We start from the raw sequence: 13,555 nt of genomic DNA on the forward strand, positions 1-13,555 counted from the left end.
GAAACCTCACACGCTTTTGGTACTGTGCTTTAGACCTTTAATTACGCAGTAACCCTGCATAGACTAAAACAGGGTTTGGCTCAGCTATTCAGGGTAAAATCCCGTAACGCGGGTCTATCAAGCATGCACAGAAACACACCTCAGACCGCACAAACAAGGAGCTAGGTATTATGGCCAATGATCCCCTGGTGATTGAGTACTACACCGACGTGCTTTGTGTGTGGGCCTGGATTGCCCAACGTCGGGTAGAAGAGGTACTTGTCGAGAATGGCGCAAACGTGTTGTTCCAGCATCGGTACCTCGATCTGTTTGGTGACACCCGCACCCGCATCGGTCAACAGTGGGAAAGCATGGGCCAGTACCAAGGTTTCTGCGATCATGTCTGCAAAGCCGCAGCGCCGTTTTCCTCGGCGCCTGTCAATCCTGAGTGCTGGAGTCGAGTACGTCCCCATACATCCACCAATGCACACCTGGCCATTAAAGCCGTCGAAGAAGTCGAGGGACAGCATGCAGCGATCGACTTTGCACTGACGCTGAGAAAAGCTTTTTTTATCGACGCCCAGGACATTGGCAACTTACGAATCGTGCTCGACCTGGCAGGCAGGCAGTTCAATCTGGCCGACGTCCAGGAGTCCATCGCTAATGGAACCGCGATTGCCGCATTGATGGCCGACTACCAGCAGGCAAAGCTGCAGGGTATCAAAGGCAGCCCCTCCTACGTGATCGACAACGGGCGGCAGACGCTTTATGGCAACATCGGCTACCGGGTTCTGTATGCGAACATCAATGAATTGCTGCGACACCCAAGCAATGAAGCCAGCTGGTGCTGAACAAATCGGGGACACTCACAACTTAACAACTTAACCCTCGGGATCGGGGAAGTTGATGTTGGAAGTCTCCACCAGGTATTGGCCTTTCTTGATCCAGTTCGAAACGGCTTGCTGAGAAATCTGTAGGCGCTGGGCGATCTCTGTGGTTGTCAGCCCGAGTTCAATCGTCCCCCAGAAGCAAACCAGTGCTTTTGCTCTTGAGCAGTTGTTGCTCCTCGCTTTGTTCAGTATTCCCTGCTCCGCGATTTCGCAGAGACCACAGGTACGGTGAATCAGTTTGTCGAGAGTCCAACCTTCCCTGGACCGTAAAGTAGCTTGATCCAGACCCAGTCTGTCTTCCTTCAATGCTGAGACCACAAAGCTACTATCACCAAGAATGCGCTCGTCGCCAATGCAGTGGACGTGCTCTTTCCGCAGTTGGCTCAACGCTTCCCAACTTCCAATGCTTCTCACCAGCCCGCCGCCCGAGAGATTGCGGGGATCGGTGCTCTCAACGCCGGCTTTCATGAATTCCAGGTACTGCTTTCTCGCGGCGCGATAGGAGTTTCCGAACAGTTCAAGTACTGCATGTGTATCGTGCCATGACTGCTTCAGCCTCCCCAGCATGCCGGCATGGCCTGTCCAGGAGTATCCATTCAGAGAAGTGAGGTCAGGAACCATCGCAGCGCGGATTGGATTGAGGTGGATGTAGCGAATCAGTTCAAGCAGGTAGCTGTCTTCCTGGCAGAGTATTGACTTAAACCGATTCTGAAAAACGTAGCCGCTGCGCCGGTGGCGGCGGTTGTAGTAGCCGCCATACCCGCCGAGAACAGGGGCCATGAGCTTCGCTAGAGGAAGTGGCCCGACACGCACCAGCAAATGGTAGTGGTTGGACATCAAGGCCCAGGCCAGGCACTGACATTGGGTTCTATCCAGGTTCTTTCCGAGTCGGTCCAGAAAATCTTGCTTGTCGATAGGATCCTCGAATAGGGCTCGGCGTTCCAGGCCGCGACCAATCAGATGGTAGCAGCCGCCTGGAATATGTAATCGGCCCGTCCTTGGCATATGGTCAATTTAGATGACGCCAATCAACACCGCCAGAATTCCGTGAATTAAGTTGTTAAGTTGTTAAATTGTGAGTGTCCCCACCTTTACTTAGCTTTCCACGTTGTGAAACACATTCTGTACGTCGTCCAGATCGTTCAGCATGTCCACCATTTTCTCGAACGCTTCCAGATCTTCAGCCGCCAGGCTCGTGGTGGTTTGTGCAAGGAACTGAATGGTATCCACTTCCAGGTCCAGTTCTCCTTCGGGGTCGGCGAATACTTCCTGCAGGGCGTGCTTGGCCTTGGCGTATTCCGCACTGGGTGTGAACACGGTGACATGGCCATCTTCTGCCTCGATGTCGCTCACATCCACGTCGGCAGACATCAGGGCATTCAACACTGCTTCCTCGTCGGCTTTCAGCTTGAGAATGGCGCAGTGGTCAAAAAGGTGGCCTACGCTGCCGGGTGTGCCTAACTTGGCCTTTACCTTGTTAAAACAGACTCGCACATCGCCAAAGGTTCGGTTGGGGTTATCGGTAAGGCAATCCACGATTACCATGCAGCCGCCGGGCCCGAACCCTTCGTAACGGGCTACCGAAAAATCCTCTCCGGCGCCGCCGCTGGCCTTGTCGATGGCCTTCTCGATTACATGAGCCGGTACCTGATCCTTCTTGGCGCGCTCAATCAGGCCGCGCAGTGACAGGTTGCCGGTCGGGTCCGTGCCGCCACTCTTGGCGCTGACGTAGATCTCCCGCGCATATTTACTGTAAACCTTGGTCTTGGCCTCCGCGGTTTTGGCCATGGAGTCTTTGCGGTTCTGGTACGCCCTGCCCATAGAATACTTCCGTCCGGTTTGTATCAAATTTGCACTGTCGCCGGAGTGGCAGCAGCAAAAAGCACGTAGAATATATCGGATGCGAAGACAACGGCAAGTTGACTAAGTTGTGGCTGATTGCCCTGCTATCACGCAGTGAAACCAAATCTGCCTGTTCAGGCTATTCCGGTACTGCAAAATGCGTCAGCGGGCTGACTGGACAGGATGTCATCCGGCGCGAGAGGCACTCACTTCGAACCAGGCACTCACTCCAGCCTTCAGACGCACCCGGTTTCATGTTTCGGTGGCGAACCCGCTCTGGCGCTAGAATTCGCTGGCATTCGAGGAGCAGGCCACCTGCCTGCGGGGGCCAGCGAATGAGGCGCCTGAGGGGTCCAGAGCGGCAGTAAATGGGGACAGACCCCCTGACCAGAGCATTGTGGTACTTAATCAGAGGCTCCTTGAGTTGTAATTGTCCCCTCGTACCCTTATTCTCGAGCAGATTAAACAGGAACTACCAAGAAAGGCGGAAACATATGAGGCTTACACTGGTCACTTTAGTATCGCTTGCATGGTTGAGCCAGATTTCAGCTCAGGAGTGGGAACCAAAACGCACAGCCTACGGTAATCCTGACATTCAGGGCACCTGGTCCAACGCCTCCATCACCACGCTGGAGCGTAATGCCCGCTATGACAAGTTGGTTCTTTCCGATGATGAGGTAATTCGGGCGACCGCTGAACATCCGCAGGTGGTGCGCCTTGAAACCGACGATAACATGGTGTCAGGGCAGCTTCCTGATGGATCGGATCTCCCCCAGGGGCGGGGCTATAACGCGTTCTGGATTGATCCCGGCACACAGTTTGGCGTGATCAACGGTACTGTGCGTACCTCCTGGATTGTGGAGCCAGCCGATGGCCGGATCCCCTACAGTGAAGAAGGGCGTGCATTGCGGGCCGCACTGCGAGAGAAAAATGCCGGCGCAGACGGCCCCGAAGCCCGACCTCTGGCGGAGCGCTGTATCAGCACCAACATGCGCGTAGGTCCTCCCATGATCAATGGCTTATATAACAATAACTATGAGATCGTGCAGACGCCCGACTACGTGGTAATTCGCACCGAGATGATCTCCCATGCCCGAATTATCCCCATAAATAGCGAGCACCGGAAGCATGCCATTAAGCCCATGTTTGGCGAATCTGTTGGTTATTGGGATGGCGACACCCTGGTGGTAGAGACCACCAATTTCAATTCCCTGCAGGAAGAAGCCAGTGTGAGCCTGACAACGGATGCCCGCGTGATAGAGCGCTTTACTCGCGTTTCCGAGGAGCAACTCAATTACGATTTCATCATCGATGATCCCGTTTACTACACTCAACCCTGGCGTGGCGAATCACGCTTCCTGGCCACCGATGACAAAGTCTATGAGTTTGCCTGCCATGAAGGTAACTATGCACTTGGTGCTATCCTTGGTGGCGCCCGACGCCAGGAACTGGATGAAGAATAGGAGGTACAGGGACACTCATAACGTTACGACCTAAGTCGCAAGGTTTTGCGCGGCCCTGCTTTCTTACGGGAGTAAATTCACTGGAAGCTTTCGCAGCCAGCCAGTAAGCACCTCCTTCATTCCATTTGGTTGGCAATTCAGCCTTCTCTATTCAACACTTTCCGGGCTCTATCTCGCAAAGCACTGGCTAGAAAATCCTGCGTCCAGCCGCAGCGAGCATGACAATAAGCTCCCGTGTTGAGAAATACCTCTTTCCCTTAACCCACCTCTCGATTACTATGCGCGCGCAGTCGCCCGACTGCGCGACTTGTCACGAGGTGGCTCATCATGTCGACCCGGATTCTCACGCCCGCTGTGCGCTCCACCCCCGTTCCGCCGCTGCTGACCAGGGTCCTGTCGCTGCGCCTGTGACTATATCTTCGAGAGCCATTGCTCGCGGATAGTAGGCTGCTGAGGACAGCTCAATCCTTCCCGGCAGGCAGACAGACCGTTCCCGTGCACGTTTCCCGTAAGCCCTATTAACTTCCCCGCTGCTGAAGAGCGGCTTTTCATCAGGTGGTTTATCTATGCAAAACACCGCGCTTACTATTGAAGACTACTACCTCAAACCCGATTTTGATCGCGTAAAAGCATTCGCCGACCAACATGAAACACCCTTTCTTGTTGTCCAATCACGGATCATCGACGAGCACTACACGCGCCTGGTTGACCAGTTCCCTTTCGCTAAAATTTACTACGCTGTAAAGGCAAATCCGGCAGAAGAGATATTGGAACTATTGCGCGACCGTGGCTGTAACTTCGACGTTGCTTCAGTCTACGAACTGGACAAGGTGATGAAGCTGGGAGTAACCGCGGAGCGCTGCAGCTTCGGCAACACCATCAAGAAACGCAAGGACATTGCCCATTTTTATGCAAAGGGCGTGCGTCTGTTCGCCACCGATGCGGAAGCTGATCTGCGTAATATTGCCGAGCATGCACCTGGCTCAAAAATTTATGTGCGCATTCTGACCGAGGGCAGCCATACCGCAGACTGGCCCCTTTCCCGGAAGTTCGGCTGCCAGATCGATATGGGCGTAGAGTTGCTGGTACTGGCTCAGGAACTGGGGCTGGTACCTTATGGCCTATCGTTTCATGTCGGATCGCAACAGCGGGATATCGGCGCCTGGGATGCAGCCATTGGCAAGGTGAAAATTATTTTCGATCGCCTGCAGGAAGAGAATGGTATCACCCTGAAAATGATCAACATGGGAGGCGGCTTCCCTGCCAGCTATATGAGCCGTACCAATGATCTGGAAACCTATGCGTCAGAGATCAAACACTTTCTGTTCGAGGACTTCGGCGACGATCTGCCCGAGATAATTCTTGAACCGGGTCGTTCCCTGGTTGCCAATGCCGGCATATTGGTCAGTGAAGTAGTGTTAGTATCCCGTAAGTCAGCGACATCGTTGCACCGCTGGATCTATACCGATGTGGGCAAATTTTCCGGCCTGATCGAAACGCTTTTCGAATCGATTCGATACCCCATCTACACGGAAAAACAGAATGACCTGGAAGAATGCGTTATAGCGGGCCCCACCTGTGACAGCGCCGACATCATGTATGAGGACAACAAGTACGAATTGCCCATGGAGCTTGCCATCGGTGATCGCCTGTACTGGTTCTCCACCGGCGCGTACACCACCAGTTACAGCGCTGTGGAGTTCAATGGTTTCCCGCCATTGAAACAGTATGTGATCGATTAGGGCAGACAGGCCGTGATCGAAGCAGATAATTCCAAGCAACCTTACCAGTCCTGGTGCCACAGGACCTGATCGAATGTCCGACCTGCAATCAGACTCCTGAATCTTTACGACTCGGGAGTCGATTTCAGCGGCAAACCCGGAAAATCAACAGCACGGGGGTCTGCTCCATGCATTCCGCCCTCTTTCGTTCGTAGGCGGCTTCCAGGGTGCCAAGTTCCACCAGCGCTTCTTCAACGGCTGGATTCTCGGCAGCAACCTGGATCAGGTTTGCGCGCAATTCATCAAATTTACCCTGGTACTGAGTCTGAAGCTGCCGCGTCGGTTCCAGCACCGCGTTGCCGCGGAGGAAGTCCTGGGAATTTTCCGCTACCGCGCGCTCGAAGAATACCGGCCAGCACACCTGTTCCCTGATGTGCGTTCCGGTCCAGTCCGACTGCCGGCAGTTCACATCGAATTCGTCCTTCTGATTCAGGTCATTGTAGGAAGAGTACAGGGAATTCCTGGCGTCTTCGATCTGCGCCCGGAGGCGATAAAGAGTGCGCTGAGCGGTAACGGTGATCTGTTCCAGCGTAACCGCAGGCTTCAATGCGGGGTCGTCGCTGACCCGGAGTTCTTCTGCAGCGTCAGCAGGGGCTGGAGCAGCCTCGGCTTCACCACGTTCCTCCTGCTGTCCGAGGACTGTCTGGCTCAATAAAAACAGTAGCGCAGCGCCGGTTAATTGGCTAAAGCCTTCCCGTAAGTGCTTAAGAATCAACATTCTCAGCCCTCTTCAGTATCTTATGAAGACGTAACTTCCCATTGCCCCATTGCTGCAAGCTGATCATATCGCCTTGCAGAAGACAGTACCTGCCTTAGACTAGTGTCCGCTACGCGTAAAAGTCAAGGAATCTGCTTGGCTCAATGCTTGCGCCCAAATGAATGAGCTGGACTGGGAAAGTCGCCGGGTCCCCGAGTCCTCAGCCGAAAGCCGGTATAGGAATGAGCATTTGATAACATCGCCCGGTCATAAGGTAACCTGGACGGCTTCAAGCCCCATTGCCAACTCGATCAACAGCGATCCCGCTGATTTATTTCTCTCATTCATCAGTGATTGCGTCGGTTCAAGGGGTCGGTGTCTGAAGCAGGTTAGCAGAACGCAACAGCTGCAAGGCAGGAAAACCTGCACGAAAAAAACCCGGAGCCGTTACCGACTCCGGGTTTCTAATTAGTCGCTTTATGCTTTGTGAGCGCGAAAGGATCACCCGCGCTCACTGCAATCAGCCTCAGGGCGTTACCGTGACCGGCACATACGCATTCGACCAGCAGCACTGGTTGTCGAATTTGCTGTCAGGCGCGGTGAAGTTATCGACCCGCAGTCTGACCACGTATTCACCTGGCTCACTGAATGTCGCCATGGTGGAGACTTCTTCCCAGCCATTGCTGCCTGGCGAGGCATTCTCGCCAGCACCCTGCCGATCCCTTTCGCGACCAGTGATCCTGGCCTTATCAAACTCAGGGACGGCCGGACCCTGGTGCAGAATCCACTCGGTACCTACCGGGAAGATGAAACGCTCGAGCTCGTCGTACTTTTCCCGCTCGCCGCGATCCTGAACATAGGCAGTCAGGGTGACGGGCTCACCCACCTTTGTCGTCAGAGGGGAAGCATAAATTCCCTCCCGATCGGTGGACTCCGGCCCGTTCGGGTCGAAGCGGATAGCCGGGTTGGTGGAACCCAGTGCAGCCGGGTCGGGGCTCATCTCGTAAGCGGAAGAGGTGGCACGGCCGGGAACTGAATAGGTGTTGCCACCTGAAGTCAGCGTCCAGACCACTTCCGTGCCGGCCATATCGGCCGGGACAGTTACCGCAAAAACACCGCGTTCCTGAATACCCACAAATCCACCGCGACGGTAAGTCGGAAAGTGTGTGGGCTGTCCGCCATCGAACTGGGCCGGTTCAAGCTTGTTGTTCGGCCCCACCGGGACATCGACGGGCGCTTCACGATTCTGGTTCGCAAAGCCGAATATCAGCTGCACGGAACCATCTTCGTTAGCAACCCAGCCGTTGAACATCGGCGCCACGGATTCACCGCTGGCACTACGAGTGGCCAGCGGATAGTCCCGAAGGTGAGCTGGCAACTGCGCGAACAACGGCGCGGTTACCAACCCACACAGTGCTATGGCAAGCCCTCCAGATACAACCTGTCTGGTTTTGCTCATAGGTGGGCTCCTAGCGGCTGCTTACGCTGCGTTGTTGATGCTTCTCGCGCTCGGTCAGCAGCTCTTCATAGCCTTCTTCATCAAGGTGAGTCACTGCAATCCAGGCGTGAGACATCTCGTCAGTAGTACGCTGACCTGCACCAACCCACTGGTCCGGATCAGGATTCATAGGATTGTTGGCGGTATTGTCATGCCAGGCAGTCAGGATCAGTACCGAACCTGCCGGTATCAGTGGCTGAAAGCCTTCCTCATAGGTATGGCTGTGGTTCCAGCCGGAATTCCAGTTGGAGGTCTGGCTGAGAACTTCTTTCCGACCGGTAGTCGGATCGAATACTTCCATGGTCATCGCAACACCACGGAAATGCATGTGGGGCTGCCAGCTGTCGATACGGACCGGATGGTCAAAAGAGTGGTAGCCCTGCGTCATCAGCGTGCTGTTGGGTGGAATCAGGTAGTCGCCGCCACCGTCAAGAAAGTACAGCCTGAGGTCCTGCTCGTAGGCCAGTTCTTCATTGAACTCGTCTTCTTCATCGTAGTACCAGATGCCGACCGAGACCTGATCATCAGCCACCGCCTGACCGTTAGGGTAGTAGTGGATGCTCCAGCCGACCATGGAGTTGGCAGGCGCTTTGCGGCAGGCGCCTTCAGGAACCTTTTCACCGAGTTTGCCGACAGCAAATTCGGAGAGACGACCGGACTGGACCCAGTCACCGTTCTCGTCCTGGACCATGAAGTGAGAGTTGGCGTGGTGAGTCGAGCCGATCGCTGCCTTCGAAGGCAGGGTTTCTACTGCCTTGATGCAGCGGCTTTCAGTGATGCCAGAAGGAACTTCAGGTTCCCACCAGCTGTCCTGACCCTGGGCAGGTACATCCCACGGAGTAGACTTGATCACGTGATCCGGCAGACCGAGTTCGCCAGCCAATCGCCACTCGCCGACCGGCGGAAACTCTTTAACCGGTGGCATGTCTTCAATGTTACCCAGAGGAGACCCTGCTTCCACCCAGGCCACGATAGTATCGATCTCATCCTGACTCAGACGCCAGTCGTTTTTCAATTCCTGGATGCCGATATCGGAATCGTACTGATATGGAGGCATTTCCCGCTGCGCCACCTTCATGCTGATCAGCGGCGCCCAGGGACGCACTTCTTCATAGCTGGTAAAGGACATGGGGCCGATCTGACCGGGTTGGTGACAGATCTGGCAGTTTTCCTGAATGATCCGGGAAACTTCCTTGGCGTAAGTGGGATGGTCAGCAGCTGGCTCGGCAGCACCGGCAAGGGCAGGCATCAGGGCAGCTGCAGAGAACAGCCCCATCAAACGGGTCTTCTTCATGGTTTACTCCTCGTAAAGTCATATGACTTGTACTTCGCTACATCAACGCTACTACGGGCGGACATTCCCAGCGTTTTAAAAAGGCCGTCGCAGTCAGTTTTTGCAGGCTGACTTCGCCGGAATTTACTCACTGTCCAAGATTAACAGGGATGGGCTCTCGAAATTGTAATAATGTTTAACAGAAAATCCCGATAGTACGATATTTTAATCCCGTCAATATTATAGCTTTCGGGCGCTTTGCGCCGTGAATGCCGTGCCTGCAGAGAAATCATTGCGCTCTTTGACCGCTGTGCCAGGGCATTGATCTCTAAAGATAAAATGCTGGAAAGCGCTGATTTCGTCAGGCTGGCCCGATCACTTCACCTGCAAAGCCTGCAGATCAAGGTTTTATTTCAATAAAGTGATTGCGCGCCCGCCCCGTCACCGGATCACTTAATGGTGAAAAATATCACCCCTGCAACACAGCAGTATCCAGGCAGCATATTAACTTCCTGAATGAAGATGAACCTCAGAGTGGTGAGTTCAGGCTACCAGTCTTGCCAATTTAGTAAGCTTGCTTATAATATGCTTGCTATGAAAAGAGACCTCTACAGCAGCGTTGGCTTTATTATCCATGACGTCGCCCGGCAGATGCGCTGGAGCTTCGATCGGCAGTCACAGGGCCTGGGGCTGACCCGCGCCCAATGGGTGGTGCTCGCGCACTTGAAGCGCAGTGACGGTGTGCAGCAGAAAACCCTGGCGGAACTCATGGACGTCAAGCCCATCACACTGGCACGCCACATCGACCGGCTTGAAATGGATGGTCTGGTGCGTCGCGAAGACGACCCCCACGACCGCCGGGCCAAACGGGTTTTTCTGACCGGCAAGGCAGCGCCCATGATGGCTTCGTTACAGAAGCTCGGACAGAAGGTCCGCAAACAGGCAATGCAGGGAATCACACCGAAGGAGGAGCAGCAACTGATCGAGATTCTTCTTCGCATCAGAAATAATCTTTCGGAATCTGAAGGTGGCGCAAATGAGTGATGCACAGATTGCTGGAGAAGCCAGGGGCGGACTGCTCCGAAAGTTAAGACACCTGCTGCTTTTACTGCTGGGACCGGCGCTGATCGCTGCCATTGGCGGCTGGCTGTATCTGCACGGTGGACGCCGCGTCAGCACCGACAACGCCTATATCAAAACCAACATTCTCTCCATCAGTGCCAATGTCAATGGCATGGTGACAGAAGTTTCAGTCGACGAGAGCGACCAGGTGCAACCTGGTCAGTTGCTGCTGCGGGTTGATGACAAGCCCTACGTGATAGCCCTGACGCGGGCTGAAGCGAATCTTGCCAATGTCCGGGGTGACATCGAAAGCATGAAGGCCGAGCTGGCCAATAAGCGCCTTGAGATAGCAACCGCGGTCAATGATCTTGACTACCGTGACAGTGAGCTGGACCGTATTAAACAGTTGTACAACAGTAACTCGGTTTCTGCGGCGCAGTTTGAACAGGCGCTTTACGCCAGTAATTCAGCACAGCGGACCCTGTCAGAGAAAACCCAGGCATTGGAAGTCATCAAAGCGCGACTGGTGGACCCTGACCTGCCGACTGACGCACACCCGCGCGTTAAGCAGGCCCTGGCTGAACTGGATAAAGCCAGGCTGGATCTCAGTCATACCGAAGTGCATGCCCCCACCAATGGTGTCATTGCGGGTGTCTCCACCCATACCGGCGAAAACGTCATGACCGGCGCACCTTTGATGAGCCTGATCGATCGAAGCCGACTCTGGATTGAAGCCAATTTTAAAGAGACTGACCTGACCTTCATGCAGGTCGGCCAGGCAGTGGAAATCAGTGTCGATGCCTACCCGGGCAGAACCTGGCAGGGTCACGTTGCGGTTATCACTCCAGCTACAGGGGCTGAATTTGCCTTGCTGCCGGCACAGAACAGCAGCGGCAACTGGGTGAAAGTTGTCCAGCGGGTACCGGTTCTGATCCAGCTGGATAATTACCAGGGCGAACCCCTGTTGGCTTCCGGCATGAGCGCTGACGTAAGTGTCGATACCGGCCATCAGCGCAGTCTGGGCCAGCTGACCGAACTGCTGCCCTGACGCCGCCCATGGAAAACCAGGAACAGTATCGCTATCGTGGCCTGGTGACCGGCGGCATCATGCTGGCCACCATCATGCAGGTCCTGGACACCACCATTGCCAACGTGGCTCTGCCCCATATGCAAGGCAGTCTGTCTGCCACCCAGGACCAGGTCGTCTGGGTGCTGACCTCGTACATTGTGGCCTCGGCCATTATGACTCTTCCCACCGGCTGGCTGGCTGGCCGGTACGGACGTAAAAGAATATTTGTCACCGCTGTCATCGGCTTCACCCTCACGTCCCTGCTGTGCGGACTCGCGACATCCATCGAGGAAATGGTGGCATTCCGGCTGCTTCAGGGGTGTTTCGGTGCCTGTATAGTGCCGCTGGCCCAGGCAACCATGCTGGACCTCAATCCACCCGAACGCCGCGGGCAGGCGATGGCTCTTTGGGGCATGGGAGTGATGATCGGGCCTATCCTGGGACCGACTCTGGGCGGCTACCTTACCGAGAATTTTGACTGGCGCTGGGTGTTTTTAATCAACCTGCCACTGGGCCTGGTTGCAGTGGTGGTCATGGGGATGTTCATGCCGGACTCCGAGCGGGAGCAGCGGCCGTTCGACCTGTTCGGTTTTTTTACCCTTGCCCTCATCATCGGCTGCCTTCAGCTGCTGTTGGACCGGGGCGAAATGCTCGACTGGTTCGCTTCCCGCGAAATTGTCATTTACTGTTCGATCGCCCTCGCCTGCCTGTGGATGTTCGTTGTGCACACCCGACAGGTGAAACATCCCTTTTTGTCAGCCGAAATGTTCCGCGACCGTAACCTGGTCACCAGCCTGTTCTTCATTTTCTTCACCGGTATTATCCTGCTGGCCACTATGGCGCTGTTGCCACCCTATCTGCAGAACCTGATGGGTTATCCGGTGATGGATGTCGGGATTCTGATGGCACCGCGGGGAGTCGGCACCATGGTCTCCATGATGCTGGTCGGCCGCCTGATCAACCGCGTCGACCCACGGGTTTTAATCATGACGGGGCTGTCGTTTACTGCCACATCACTGTATTTCATGACCCATTTTTCCGTTTTCGTACCAGCACGAATGCTGATCTGGACCGGCGCATTGCAGGGTTTCGGTCTCGGCTTTATCTTTATTCCGTTGAATACCATTGCGTTTGCAACACTTGCCCCCCGCTATCGCGCTGAGGCCGCCTCGGTATTCAGCCTGACCCGGAACATAGGCAGCAGCATCGGCATATCCCTGGTCATGGCGGTGCTCAGTCGAAACATCGCCATCAACCACGACTACCTGTCGGAAAACCTGACGCCAGCATCACTGGGCTGGAGCTGGCAGCTGGTACCCGACGTCCTCATGAATAACGGCGCCGCCGTAGTCGCCATGCTCGAAGGTGAGCTAAGCCGCCAGGCCGCCGCCATCGCCTACATCAATGATTTCAAACTGATGATGTGGATCGTTCTGGCCTCAGCGCCGCTGGTGTTATTGCTGAAGAATCCTTCCCGCAGCAGAAATGCCTTAGCCTGATTTTCTGGCGGTAAAACTGCCTTCGGCCATGCCCGCAAGATCCACGGTACCCGTAATCGTGCCGTCAGGCTGCAGAGTGCCCCGGTAAGTGACGGAACCTGCATCCCCGACGAGGACAAATTCGAAATCGTCGCCGTTCGCCGAGCCGGTAAAATCCGTATCGCCAAGTTGACCGGTGTAGTGGCCGCTAAGCTGCGACTCATTCTGGGCCATCGTCACCTGGGCGTTACCAGTCTGACCCATGACGTTTACGGCGAAGACCCAATTGCCGCTGACATCGGCACTGGCGAACTGCGCACTGAGCAGGAAGCTGACTAAGACAAGAGACTGAACGAAAAAACGTTTAAACATGGCGAAGGGCTCCCCGGGAGTTAGCGAAATGTCGCTGATCAAATTAGCACGGAGCCACAGGGCATGCCACCAGGGCGCAGGCCGAACAGCCTGCCGGGGCAGCAGCTCGTCGAATGGACCGGGGCAGGCTATGGGGCGCAACCACTCTGCA

The 13,555-nt window shown here is 55.1% G+C and carries 12 protein-coding genes; 6 read left to right on the forward strand and 6 right to left on the reverse strand.

Features of this window, described 5'->3' with window-relative positions:
* Positions 1 to 170 precede the first annotated feature (170 nt).
* Entirely contained in the window at positions 171 to 830 is a 660-nt protein-coding gene (locus R3F50_00005) for a DsbA family protein (protein ID MEZ5488686.1), read from the forward strand.
* 30 nt (positions 831 to 860) lie between these two features.
* Here the strand turns inward: R3F50_00005 and R3F50_00010 are convergent, their stop codons facing one another.
* Positions 861 to 1,874: a transposase gene (locus R3F50_00010; GenBank protein ID MEZ5488687.1), complete on the reverse strand. Its 1,014-nt coding sequence runs from the start codon at positions 1,872 to 1,874 to the stop codon at positions 861 to 863.
* Between the two features lie 90 nt (positions 1,875 to 1,964).
* Entirely contained in the window at positions 1,965 to 2,690 is a 726-nt protein-coding gene (locus R3F50_00015) for a YebC/PmpR family DNA-binding transcriptional regulator (GenBank protein ID MEZ5488688.1), read from the reverse strand.
* Between the two features lie 515 nt (positions 2,691 to 3,205).
* On the opposite strand from R3F50_00015, the gene R3F50_00020 reads away from it, so the two are divergent.
* Positions 3,206 to 4,174 carry a hypothetical protein gene (locus R3F50_00020; GenBank protein MEZ5488689.1) on the forward strand — a complete coding sequence of 323 codons (969 nt, stop codon included), beginning with the start codon at positions 3,206 to 3,208 and terminating at the stop codon, positions 4,172 to 4,174.
* Between the two features lie 566 nt (positions 4,175 to 4,740).
* Entirely contained in the window at positions 4,741 to 5,916 is a 1,176-nt protein-coding gene (locus R3F50_00025; GenBank protein ID MEZ5488690.1) for a type III PLP-dependent enzyme, read from the forward strand.
* 124 nt (positions 5,917 to 6,040) lie between these two features.
* Here the strand turns inward: R3F50_00025 and R3F50_00030 are convergent, their stop codons facing one another.
* The 3 genes from R3F50_00030 to R3F50_00040 all read right to left on the reverse strand — a co-directional run bounded on the left by R3F50_00030 (position 6,041) and on the right by R3F50_00040 (position 9,444).
* Entirely contained in the window at positions 6,041 to 6,673 is a 633-nt protein-coding gene (locus tag R3F50_00030) for a hypothetical protein (protein MEZ5488691.1), read from the reverse strand.
* 505 nt (positions 6,674 to 7,178) lie between these two features.
* On the reverse strand, positions 7,179 to 8,111 hold the full coding sequence (locus R3F50_00035; protein ID MEZ5488692.1) for a hypothetical protein: 933 nt from the start codon (positions 8,109 to 8,111) through the stop codon (positions 7,179 to 7,181).
* Positions 8,112 to 8,121: 10 nt separating this feature from the next.
* Entirely contained in the window at positions 8,122 to 9,444 is a 1,323-nt protein-coding gene (locus tag R3F50_00040) for a cytochrome c (GenBank protein ID MEZ5488693.1), read from the reverse strand.
* 573 nt (positions 9,445 to 10,017) lie between these two features.
* On the opposite strand from R3F50_00040, the gene R3F50_00045 reads away from it, so the two are divergent.
* From R3F50_00045 to R3F50_00055, 3 genes are read left to right on the forward strand one after another with little or no spacing between them, the layout of a single operon-like run.
* Positions 10,018 to 10,467 (forward strand): MarR family transcriptional regulator, encoded by a 450-nt coding sequence (locus R3F50_00045; GenBank protein ID MEZ5488694.1) that lies wholly within the window; start codon positions 10,018 to 10,020, stop codon positions 10,465 to 10,467.
* A complete protein-coding gene (locus tag R3F50_00050; GenBank protein ID MEZ5488695.1) occupies positions 10,460 to 11,533 on the forward strand; it encodes an HlyD family secretion protein in 1,074 nt (357 codons plus the stop codon). The genes R3F50_00045 and R3F50_00050 overlap by 8 nt, the downstream gene beginning before the upstream one ends.
* An 8-nt stretch (positions 11,534 to 11,541) precedes the next feature.
* Positions 11,542 to 13,053: a DHA2 family efflux MFS transporter permease subunit gene (locus tag R3F50_00055; protein ID MEZ5488696.1), complete on the forward strand. Its 1,512-nt coding sequence runs from the start codon at positions 11,542 to 11,544 to the stop codon at positions 13,051 to 13,053.
* Here the strand turns inward: R3F50_00055 and R3F50_00060 are convergent.
* Positions 13,045 to 13,404: a hypothetical protein gene (locus R3F50_00060; protein MEZ5488697.1), complete on the reverse strand. Its 360-nt coding sequence runs from the start codon at positions 13,402 to 13,404 to the stop codon at positions 13,045 to 13,047. The genes R3F50_00055 and R3F50_00060 overlap by 9 nt on opposite strands.
* Positions 13,405 to 13,555 lie beyond the last annotated feature (151 nt).

This window comes from Gammaproteobacteria bacterium, assembly GCA_041395725.1.
Taxonomy (GTDB): domain Bacteria; phylum Pseudomonadota; class Gammaproteobacteria; order Pseudomonadales; family Pseudohongiellaceae; genus NORP240.

What these genes read in the sequence shown, in the direction of transcription:
- R3F50_00045 (MEZ5488694.1), top strand. Translation starts at nt 10,018, where the DNA reads ATGAAAAGAGACCTCTACAGCAGCGTTGGCTTTATTATCCATGACGTC.
- R3F50_00025 (MEZ5488690.1), top strand. Translation starts at nt 4,741, where the DNA reads ATGCAAAACACCGCGCTTACTATTGAAGACTACTACCTCAAACCCGAT.
- R3F50_00015 (MEZ5488688.1), bottom strand. Translation starts at nt 2,690, where the DNA reads ATGGGCAGGGCGTACCAGAACCGCAAAGACTCCATGGCCAAAACCGCG.
- R3F50_00020 (MEZ5488689.1), top strand. Translation starts at nt 3,206, where the DNA reads ATGAGGCTTACACTGGTCACTTTAGTATCGCTTGCATGGTTGAGCCAG.
- R3F50_00010 (MEZ5488687.1), bottom strand. Translation starts at nt 1,874, where the DNA reads ATGCCAAGGACGGGCCGATTACATATTCCAGGCGGCTGCTACCATCTG.
- R3F50_00060 (MEZ5488697.1), bottom strand. Translation starts at nt 13,404, where the DNA reads ATGTTTAAACGTTTTTTCGTTCAGTCTCTTGTCTTAGTCAGCTTCCTG.
- R3F50_00005 (MEZ5488686.1), top strand. Translation starts at nt 171, where the DNA reads ATGGCCAATGATCCCCTGGTGATTGAGTACTACACCGACGTGCTTTGT.
- R3F50_00035 (MEZ5488692.1), bottom strand. Translation starts at nt 8,111, where the DNA reads ATGAGCAAAACCAGACAGGTTGTATCTGGAGGGCTTGCCATAGCACTG.
- R3F50_00055 (MEZ5488696.1), top strand. Translation starts at nt 11,542, where the DNA reads ATGGAAAACCAGGAACAGTATCGCTATCGTGGCCTGGTGACCGGCGGC.
- R3F50_00050 (MEZ5488695.1), top strand. Translation starts at nt 10,460, where the DNA reads ATGAGTGATGCACAGATTGCTGGAGAAGCCAGGGGCGGACTGCTCCGA.
- R3F50_00030 (MEZ5488691.1), bottom strand. Translation starts at nt 6,673, where the DNA reads ATGTTGATTCTTAAGCACTTACGGGAAGGCTTTAGCCAATTAACCGGC.
- R3F50_00040 (MEZ5488693.1), bottom strand. Translation starts at nt 9,444, where the DNA reads ATGAAGAAGACCCGTTTGATGGGGCTGTTCTCTGCAGCTGCCCTGATG.